Annotated in this window: 1 protein-coding gene; it reads left to right on the top strand. The window is 60.8% G+C overall.

What is annotated here, in order from left to right; all coding sequences use genetic code 11:
- Window positions 1-74: 74 nt before the first annotated feature.
- Window positions 75-10,232, top strand: coding sequence for an InlB B-repeat-containing protein (locus tag I2D41_RS05885; RefSeq protein ID WP_229042195.1), 10,158 nt, complete (start codon window positions 75-77; stop codon window positions 10,230-10,232).
- Window positions 10,233-10,269 lie beyond the last annotated feature (37 nt).

Here is a 10,269-nt window from a genome sequence, read left to right as displayed (position 1 = left end):
AGGCCCTCATAAAGGAAGAGCTCGGCGAGTACCTTACGGCGACTCCCTGCGACGGTGATGTCTTTGACGAGTCGATGGACGGACAGCCCATCAAACTCGTGTATGACGATGGCTATTCGCATTTTGAAACCCAGACCAAGGGCACGCTACAGCTTAAGAAGCCCGCGCCGACATCGTTCCAGATCTCCTATGCCCAAACGATCGACAAAGGCGAACGCAAGCTGATGGACGGCGTTGAGCTGCCCGATGTTTCTGGCTCGATGACGCTCGATGCGGGCACCGAGGTCACGCTCGATGCCGGTTCTTTGGGGATGCTCAACGACAACCTTACCTTTAAGGGCTGGTATGATACCGAGTCCGGCGAGTACATTTCCAAAGAGACGGTCTACACGTTTACGCCGAATAAGGATCTGTCCCTCGAGGCGCGCTTTAAGCTCAAGGACTATGCGGTGCACGTCAACGATGCACAGGCGACCGATTCGTCGCAGGATTTTGCACACTTGAGTGTCACTGCTCAAAACTGCTACCGCAATGCCGGTGAAACGGTTGAGCTTTCCGCCGCCACGGACAACGCCCTGTTCTTGGGCTGGTATCTGGGTGAGGGCGATGATGCGTATGCCGTGAGCGATCAGCTCGACTTTACCTATACGGTGGATGAGGAAGACGTGCCCGAGCATTATGACGCATACGGTCCCAAAATCGAGATCACGCCGCGCTACTGCGCCCCGCAGGCGAGTGTGGTGCTGAGTGTGGACGGGGTCGATGAGAACGGACAGCCGCTCGGACAGTTCCTTTCCACCGGCCTGTATGGTATCGGGTCGCGTGTTACGGTCGTGGCGGTCCCGTCGCCCGGCTATGTGTTTGACTATGCGACCGATGCCCTCGGCAACGTCGTCTTTACCGGCGACGATGGTCCTTCCTACACGTTTGTGCTCGAGGGGGATGTGCAGTACACCGCGCATTTCCGCGAGGCGACCGATCCGGACGAGTCACTCGCGGCACTGAAGGCCGCGCTCATCGCTGCGATCACGGCCGCGGCCGTTCTCGCCACCATGTACGGCCTGGGCGAGATCGTCGATCCCATCGCGGCCGACGCGGTGATCGAGATCGGTATGGCTGACAACATTGAGGATGTGGCCGCCGTGGGCACCAAGGTGCTCAAGGAGATCAAGGACATCATCGATGACCACAAGAAGCCTAAGCCTCATGGCGACCATAAGATCGAGATTATTGCCACCGCACAGCCCGAGGTGGGCGGCGTCGTCACTGGCGGCGGTATCCACTATGAGGGGACGGTCGCCACGCTCGAGGCTGTCGCAAATCCCGGCTATCGCTTCGTATGTTGGAAAGAGAACGGCGTCGAGGTCTCGACATCTCCTCTCAAGACGATGACGATCACGGACCTGACACCCGAGGTTGTAAAGATGACGGCCGTCTTTGAGAAAAAAGTCGAGGTCACGGCAGTTGCCGAAGCCGATGGCATTCAGGCCGATTTTTCGACGGGCTGCACCGCAAGCCCTGTAAAGCAGAGCATCACCCGTGGCGATCAGGCTATGGTCACTGCGAGCGAGGGTCCCGACTATGCCTTTGTGGGATGGTTTGAGGACGGCCTCGAGGTTTCGCCCGAGCGCACGTATATCTTCAAGGCCGAGGTCGACCGCCATCTGGTTGCGCGCTTCCGCAAGGCGGACAAGACCATTCTGGTGAATACCGATCCCTTCGATAGCGCTGAGGTGCTGTGCGATGGCATGCCAGTCGTGGATGGCAAGGTTCGCGCGAAGGATGGAGACATTCTCACGTTTACGATGCGGCCCAAGGTACGCCCTGACAATCCTGAGAAGACGTACCGGTTTGTGGAGTGGCGTGAAACCGATGCGCAGGGCATCACGATTGCCAACAAGCAGGAAGTTTGCGAATACCGCGTCAACGGCAATGCCCGGATCGAGGCTGTAATGGACGGCAGGGATGCGCATACTGTGCGTGCCGAGGCCGACCCGCTCGAGGGCGGCACCGTTACGCTGAAGCGCGGCGAGACTGCCGGCATGGTGCTCGAGGTTCCCGAAGGCGAGCGCGTGACCGCGGAGGCCACGCCATCCGAGGGCTACATCTTTGACGGCTGGTATCTGAGCAACGGCGGTTCGGATGCTACCTCGACGCTGGTGTCGAGCGAGCGCTCCTATACCTTCGAGCCCATTACCGACTGCGTGATCCAAGCAAAGTTTACGCGTGCCTGCAAGGTGGACGTTGTCGTTGAGCCTGCCGCGGCCATGGCGGGCAAGTATTTGGTGCACGGCGAGGGCTACTGCATGAAGGGCGAGCCTGCCACGCTGAGCATTGAGCTCACGGCCGAGGCGAGCAAACAATTTACCTTTAAGGGCTGGTACGACGCCAAGACGGACCTGCTTTTGGGCACCGACCCCAGCTACCTCGAGTTCTATCCCGAGGACGCGGAATGCACGGTGCGTGCGGTGTTTGAGGAAAATACCTATACCGTGACGGCGAAAGCCAAGAAGACCTTTGTGGAGCGCGGTACGGTTGAGATCGAGGGGCATTCGGGTGCATCTTCGGTTACCTGCGGATACGGCGATACGGTGATGCTCAAGGCGAAGGCCAACGACGGCTACCGCTTTGACCATTGGAAGGATGGCTCCGGTAAGGAGTACGACACCGCCGAGCTGGTCGTTAAGGTTACCAAGAGCGATGCCTATACCGCGATCTTTACCGACTCAAAACCCGAGGTTATGGTGACGGCCGATTCGTGGCTCGGCGGTACCGTGACGTGCAACGGGACTGTGGTGAAGCCCACGACCGACAAATTCAAGCTGGGGGAGACCCTTACCCTGACGGCCAGGGCCCATCCAGGCTTTTTGTTCCGGGGTTGGTACGTCAATGGTCGCCTGAAGAGTCTCAAGCACGAGACCTCGTTGGCTGCGAAGGCTCGCGGTAAAACCGGGCACTGCGTTATTACCGCGGCCTTTGTGCCCATTGATACCGTCTGCGTGCCCCTCGCCGATCCTGTGGAGGGCGGCACCGTCAAAGCGAGCCGAATCCTTGCCGACCGCGGCGCGGAGGTTGCCCTTAAGGCTACGCCCAATCCCGGCTATGTCTTTACTGGCTGGTATACGGCCGACGGCACGTTTGAGTCTGCCGATGCGGAGTTCACCTGCCACCAGGAGCGCAGCCATGTGCACGTCGCTCGCTTTATGGCAAAAAGCTATGAAGTCGACGCCACGACGGTAGTCGATTCCGACACCGGTTCGCTGGTCGAATCGAGTGCCGCCGGTTGGGTCGAGGGCACGGGTACCGTCGAGGCAGGGCATGCCGCCACGCTGACTGCGCACGCGCTTTCGGGCTATGCGTTTGAGTATTGGGCTGATGCTTCGGGCGCTGTGGTAAGCCGTGACAGCACCTATCACGTGGTGCCGACGTCTGACATGACGCTTCAGGCCGTGTTCTCGGCAAAACAATTTACGGTGGACGTCTCGTGCGAAGAGAGCATGGGCACGGTCAAGGGCGCGGGGACGTATGCCGCCGGGCAAGTTGTCACCGTGCGTGCCATCGCCGCCGAGGATACGGCTTTTGTGGGCTGGTTCCGTAATGGCACGTGCGTGAGCTCCAAGAAAACCTATCGATTTACCGTGCGCGAGGACACGTTGCTCTATGCCGTCTTTGCATCGGGTTCGTATGTCGTGAGCACGGTTGCTTCGCCTGCCGAGGGTGGAGCCGTGAGCGGCTTTGGCGGCTATGAGTCCGGTGATCGCGCAACGCTTCGTGCGATCGCCAGCACCGGGTATTCGTTTGCGGGTTGGACGGACGACAAGGGCGAGACAGTCAGCGAGAACGCCGACTATACCGTTAAGGTCACGGGTGATGCCACCTATACGGCGACCTTTACGCCCCAGTCCTACCAGGTCGTTTTGAGTGCGAGCGACGGTGGCGTGGGCATCCTGAGCGGCGAGGGCTCCTATCAATTCGGCGATACGGTCGAACTCAACGCTACGCCCATGGGGACCAAGCGTTTTGTTGGTTGGTATGTTCTGGACACCGAGGGCAACAAGTCGCTGCTGAGCTGCGATGCCCATTGTTGGATTAAGCTCGACAAGGATATGGTCGAGGGACTCGAGGACGACACACTGGATATTCAGGCCGTGTTTGCCGATCCGTACGAGGTGACCGTTTCGGGCGAGGTCGTGGTGAAGGACAAGGCCTCGAGCAGGGGCTGCCGTGTTACGGGCAGCGGTAGCTTTGCCGTAGGCGATCAGGTGGAACTGACCGCTGTTGCCGGCATGGGCTATCGCTTTGTGGGCTGGAGCACCGACAAGGAGGGTGCCTCGATCGTCGAGACCGCGACGACCCTCGATGTGACCGCCACGCAAGACATAACGTACTACGCGCAGTTCGAATCCGATGGACAGGTGACCATTGCCGTCACGGGGTCGTCCATCTTCCGCGGTACGGCCCTTCTGGTCGACGGCATTCCTACCGGTAGCAGGTCGTACGACAGGGGCGACATGTTTATGGCGATCGCGATTCCGTGGAAGAAGTATCACTTCTCGCACTGGGTCGACGATGCGGGCGTCACGGTGAGCTACAGCGCGTTTTATATCGGCACCGCCAAGGAGAATAGGCAGCTCACGGCTGTGTTCTATGAGACGGGCTGCGATGTTCAGGTCGCTACGTATCCTAAGGATGCGGGCTTTAGCATGGTTGCACTCGGCACGGGCGGCTCCTACCACTCCGCGGCGATTATGTTTACCGTGCCGCATAAGGGCTGGAAGTTTAAATACTGGGTTGACGAGAACGGCCTGCCCGTGGGCTTTACGCCGGTGATTAACCGCGTGGTGTTCGGCAACCGTACCTTTACGGCCGTTTATGAGCGGGCGTCGATGACGGTCACGGCGGTGGATTCGCGTCAGGGCGGGCACGTCGAGGGTTCCTCCGAGGACGAATCTCTGGGCTATGCCGTGACCAACGAAGTCGAGAACGGTGAGTCCACGACCCTGACTGCCGTTCCCGATGCGGGCTATGTGTTCGATGGGTGGTATGCGCGTAACGATGACGGGTCGTTGGGCGATGAACCGCTGAGCACGGATGCAGTTTGGACGTTTGTCCCCGAGGACAACATGACTGTCGAGGCGCGCTTTGTGGAGGCGCCCAAGTACAAGGTGACGGCGCAGGCTGTCAATGGATCGGTCGATCCAGAATCATCCTCGGTCGCTACGGATGGCAAGGTGACGCTTTCGGCGACGCCCGATGAGGGCTGTTACTTGACGCGCGTGACCGTTGCGGAAAAGGCTGGCGAGGACGGTTCGGCCGGCAATGCCTATGACCTTGATATTTCCGACTATAAGGGTGGGGCGTACGAGGTCACACTGAGTGGCGTGAGTGCTCCGCAGCAGGTCACGTTTGAGTTTGCGAAGGCTGCGGCTCCGAAGGTGCTTGCCCAGCCTCAGGATGCGAGTGCTTACGAGGGCGATCCGGTTGAGCTTTCGGTCGCCGCCGAGGCGGGGCGTAATGTTCGCGTCCATACGGCCGTATCTTCGGGTTCTGCCGCCGACGTTAAGCTGAGCTACCAGTGGTATCGCGTGTCTGCCGATGGCAATGTGAAGCTGGAGGGCGAGACGGGGGAGACCCTCTCGATTGCCCAGCTCGACAGCGACAGCGAAGGCGAGTACTTCTGCCGCATTACGCAGAGCTACCTGGGCACGGTGACAAAGACGGATACCGAGCATGCGGCGGTGGCCATCGTGCCACGAGAGGCGCTTGTGTTCAACGGGCGCGTGCTGCCGGCGGCGACCGCGCACGATGAGTACCATGTCGACATTGCCGGTGCTACGGGCGGCAAGGCGCCGTATGCGTACAACTTGGATGAGGTTGAGGTTCCCGAGGGCATGCAGCTGACGCTGGCCGATGACGGTTCGGGTGCCTTGGTGCTCTCGGGCGTGCCTTCGGCTACGGGCGTGTGCCGCTTCAAGATTAGGTGCACCGATGACCTGGGCAACAAGCGTGTTGCACACTTCGCGCTGGTCGTGAAGGCGAAGGAAGCCCTGCTTGCATTTGAGGGCCAGACCTTTACCTACAACGCGACGGCGCAAGCTCCGGAGCTTTCGGGCGTGCCCGAGGGTTGCGAGGACGATGTCGCAGTAACGTATCTGGGCACGGGCGATACGCATTACTCGTCTGATAAGGCACCGGTGGATGCCGGTACGTATCGTGCGGCGGCGACGCTCGACGCCAACGGATATGTGGGCAACGCGAGCTGTGATTTTGTCATCGAGAAGGCTCCGGTCGATATTTCGATCGAGACGTCTGATGCGACATATGACGGCGCACGGCACGGTGCAGCGGTTGCGGTTGCCGGCCTTGATGCGTCCGCCTATTCCGTCACGTATCGCGGCGTCGATGGAACCTCCTATGGCCCCGCGGCACTGGAGCCGTGCGACAGTGGCAGCTACCGCGTTACGGTTAAGGTGACTGACCCCAACTATCAGGGCAAAAAGAACGCCGAGTTCTCGATTGCAAAGGCCAGTCAGGTCATTACGGGCACAACGAGCTATTCGGGTGTTTATGGCGGCGATCCCATTGTGTTCGACAACGTCGCTCAGACTCCCGTGAGCTTTGAACTCGTTGATTCCGCGGACGACGACGCAAACCCGATTTCGATCAAGGGGCGTTGCGCGACCGTGAAGGCTGCTGGTACGGCACGTGTTATCGCCCATGCCAAGGCGTCTCGAAACTATCTTGCCGCCGAAGACGTTGAGCTGACGGTTACTGTTGCGCCTGCCCAGTTGCTGGTGAAGGTCGACGATGCCGAGCGCTTTGAGGGCCAGGAGAATCCCGAGTTTACCTCGAGCTTGGTGAGCCGCTGCGACACTTCAGACGTTAAGGTTACGTATTTCTGCTCGGCGAATAAGAAATCGCCGGCGGGTGAGTACCAGATCGATGCGGCGGTCGCCGATCCGAACTTCGATGTCGCGGTCGACCCCGGCACGCTGACGGTCAAGAAGAAACCCGAGCGCTACAAGGTGACGGCGAAGGCGGTCAACGGTTCGGTCGACAATGCTTCGGTTACGGTTGTTGAGGGCGGGGACGTGACCCTCTCGGCGACGCCTGACGAGGGTTGCTATCTCGAGCGGGTGACGGTTTCGGAGGCCGGTTCGGACGAGGCCGTCGATCTCGATATTTCCGATTACAAGGGCGGGGCGTACGAGGTCACGCTGAGCGATGTTACCGCGTCACAGGAGGTTACGTTCGAGTTTGCGAAGGCGGACGTGCCGCGTGTGGTCGCGCAGCCGCAGGACGTGAGCGCTCATGAGGGCGATTCTGCCGTGCTCTCGGTCGCTGCCGAGGCGGGCAAGAACGTCGCCGACCACGCGGCCTCGTCCACGGGCTCTGCCGCCGAGATTGAGCTTTCGTACCAGTGGTTCCGTATGGTGAATGGCAAGGCCGTGGCGCTCGAGGGCGAGACGGGTGAGACGCTCTCGCTCGCGGGCCTCGATGACGAGCAGGCCGGCGAGTACTTCTGTCGCATCACGCAGCGCTACCTTGGCACTGAGAAGCAGACGGACAGTGATTGTGCTTCCGTCTCCGTCGTTGCCTGGGATACCCTTGTGTTCAATGGCGACGTGCTGCCGGCGGCGAGCGCCCACAGCACGTACCTCGCAACGATCGCCGGGGCCGCGGGTGGCAAGGCTCCGTACGAGTACACATGGGATGAGACGAAGCTCCCCGACGGGCTCAAGCTCTCCTGTACTTCGGGCAGTCTGACGCTTTCTGGTGTTCCGTCCAAGACGGGCGTTTCCGCCTTCGATATCACGTGCACGGATGCCCGCGGCGTGACCGTGACTGCACAATTTGCTCTCGTTGTCCAGGCGAAGCGCGTAAAGCTTACGTTTGCGGATAGCGACTTTACCTTTAATGGCGCGTCACAGGCGCCCGAAGTTTCCGGTGCTCCCAAGGTCTGCAAGGGCGATCTCAAGATTAAGTACTACGGGACCGGAAGCACGCAATATTCCTCGACCGAGGCTCCGACTGATGCCGGCACGTACCGCGCTGTTGCAACGCTGCGAGCCCATGGCTACACCGGTGCCACTGCCTGCGAGTTCGAGATCGCTCCGGCAAAGCTAACGGTGAAAGTTGATGATGCCGAGCGCTTCGAGGGAGAGGCGAATCCCGCGTTTACCTCGAGCTTGGAGAGCGCGGTTGACACTTCGGGCGTGAAGGTTGAGTACATCTGCGACGCCGATGAGAGCTCCCCGGCGGGTGAGTACCAGATTGATGCGACGGTCACCGATCCGAACTTCGATGTCGAGGTTGAGCCCGGCACGCTGACGGTGAAGAAGAAGCAGGAGCCCGTCGATCCCGATCCGGATAATCCGGACCCGGACCAGCCGGACAAGCCCGATCCCGATCAGCCTGATCCGGATCCCAACCCCGACAAACCCGATCCCGATAATCCTGATCCGGACAAGCCCGAGCCCGATAACCCGGACGTGCCTGTCAATTACGGGGTGACGGTCAAGGCGGTCAACGGTTCGGTCGACAACGGCTCGATCACCGTTGCTGCGGGCGAAAGTGTAACCATCGTGGCGACGCCCGACGAGGGCTGCTACCTCGAGTGTGTGACGGTCGCTGAGGACGGCTCGGATACGCCCGTCGATCTCGACATCTCCGACTATAAGGGCGGATCGTACGAGGTCACGCTGAGTGGCGTCACCGCTTCACAGGAGGTCACGTTCGAGTTCGCGAAGGCGGACGCTCCGAAGGTGATCGCCCAGCCGCAGGATGCGAGCGCCCACGAGGGCGATGCTGTCGTGCTCTCGGTCGCTGCCGAGGCGGGCAAGGGCGTTGCCGACCACGCGGAGTCGTCCACGGGTTCCGCAGCGGACGTGGAGCTGTCTTACCAGTGGTTCCACATGGCGGACGGCGAGGCCGTGGCGCTCGAGGGCGAGACGGGGGAGACGCTCCTCATTGAGAACCTCGATGACGATTACGCCGGCGAGTATTTCTGCCGCATCACTCAGCGCTACCTTGGCACTGAGACGCAGGTAGACAGCGATCGTGCCGTCATTTCCGTTGTGCCCCGGGATGCCCTCGCGTTCAACGGCGGCCTGCTTCCGATAGCGCATGCACATAGTGCGTATCGAGCGACAATCGCTGGAGCCGCGGGTGGCAAAGCGCCGTATGAGTACACATGGGACGAGGCAAAACTTCCCGATGGGTTTAAGTTCTTCCGCACGTCGGGTGGTCTGATGCTCTCGGGCACTCCCTCTAAGGCGGGCGTTTCCACTTTCGACGTCACGTGTAAGGACGTTCTGGGCGAGACTGTGACCGCACAATTTGTACTGGTCGTCCAAGCTAAGCGGGTCGAGCTTGCATTTGAGGGCAGCAACTTCGTCTATAGCGGTGATGCTCAAGCGCCCAAGGTCACGGGGGTTCCCAAGGCTTGCGAGGGCGACTTGAGGGTCAGGTACTACGGGACGGGCGGTACGCGCTATTCGTCGAGTGAAGCCCCGACCAATGCCGGCACGTACCGCGCCGTGGCAACGTTGCAGAGTCATGGCTATGTCGGTGCCGCCTCGCGCAAGTTTAAGATTACGCCGGCGAAGCTCAAGGTAAAGGTCGATGACGCCGAGCGCTACGAGGGAGAGGCGAACCCCGCGTTCACCTCGAGCCTGGAGAGTGCGGTCAATACCTCGGGCGTGAAGGTCGAGTACTCCTGCGATGCCGACGAGAGCTCTCCGGCGGGCGAGTACAAGATCGGCGCGACGGTCACCGATCCGAACTTCGATGTCGAGGTTGAGCCCGGTACGCTGACGGTGAAGAAGAAACAGGAGCCCGTCGACCCCGACCCGGTCGAACCGAGTCCGGACAAGCCCGATGGACCCGATCCGGGTAATCCGGACAAGCCCGAGCCGGATAAGCCCGAGCCCGATAAGCCGGAGCCCGACCAGCCGGACCAGCCGGAGCCGGACAAACCCGGGTCGCCCGATTCCGACCAGTCGGATTCCAAGGACCCGGCAAAACCCGGTAGCTCGGATGATTCCGCGGCCGATAAGACAAAGGCGAATGGCGCGGAAAACTCCGGCAAGAAGGCTTCGTCCAGGACGAGCGCTCAGCAGCTCGCCGATACGGGCGACAAGGCGCCGCTCGCTGTCGCCGTCGCTGCAGGCGCTGTTGCACTTATCGCGCTGGGGTTCGAGCTGCTGCGTCGCCGCCATCCGGGCGCGTAGTGCACTCGCTTGGCAGCCAGATTGACGCCCTGGCAGG

It is taken from the genome of Collinsella aerofaciens (assembly GCF_015552075.1).
Lineage (GTDB): Bacteria > Actinomycetota > Coriobacteriia > Coriobacteriales > Coriobacteriaceae > Collinsella > Collinsella aerofaciens_Y.
This window is presented reverse-complemented; position numbering and strand designations above follow the sequence as displayed.

Excerpts from the sequence above, each read along its gene's own strand:
- I2D41_RS05885 (WP_229042195.1), top strand. The coding sequence starts at position 75 with ATGGACGGACAGCCCATCAAACTCGTGTATGACGATGGCTATTCGCAT.